Annotated in this window: 1 protein-coding gene; it reads right to left on the reverse strand. The window is 45.2% G+C overall.

All coding sequences use genetic code 11. From position 1 onward, the window contains the following. The coding region (locus O9X78_RS20805) for a helix-turn-helix domain-containing protein (RefSeq protein ID WP_269621597.1) at window positions 1-506 on the reverse strand (506 nt) is incomplete at its 3' end. Between the last annotated feature and the right edge of the window lie 103 nt (window positions 507-609).

Below are 609 nucleotides of genomic sequence, written 5' to 3' on the forward strand. Positions count from 1 at the left end.
TGAGAGCCAAGATAGCCGGGATGATGGGTTTCAATTTCCCCGCATGCTTCGTCATCATGTTTCTTCTTTTCAAGGGCTGCAACCTGGGCATCACTCAGAATTATCCCGTCAGTAGCGACTCGCTCTTCCAGTGCTTTAAGCCGCTTTTTAAAGTTCTCAAGACCATTGCGTAACCAGATTGACCGAACACCACTGCCAGAAACAAAGACGCCTATTCTGCGTAGTTCGTTACTAGTTCGGTGCTGACCATGGGCTGGCTGCTCAATGGCATAACTAATGACCGCTTGTTCTATCGTTTCATCGACTCGATTTTTGGTATTAGGGGTTCTGCGGCTTTTGTTAATCAAATTCTCGATCCCGCCATCATCAACCAGCTCACGATAGCGATAGAACGTATCCCGCGATACGCCCATGACCTTGCATGCTTTAGAAACGTTACCGAGCTCTTCCGCTAAATTTAGCAGACCTGCTTTGTGTTTAATGATGGGATTGCTAGTATGGAGCATGAGAGTTACCTTTTTGTTTTGATTTAAGATTCGACACCTTTATCAAAACGGGTAACTCTCTCTTCTTCAAGAAGATATGTCAGATCAGATCGAGACTTCTACA

Source organism: Zhongshania aquatica, from assembly GCF_027257955.1.
GTDB lineage: Bacteria > Pseudomonadota > Gammaproteobacteria > Pseudomonadales > Spongiibacteraceae > Spongiibacter > Spongiibacter aquatica.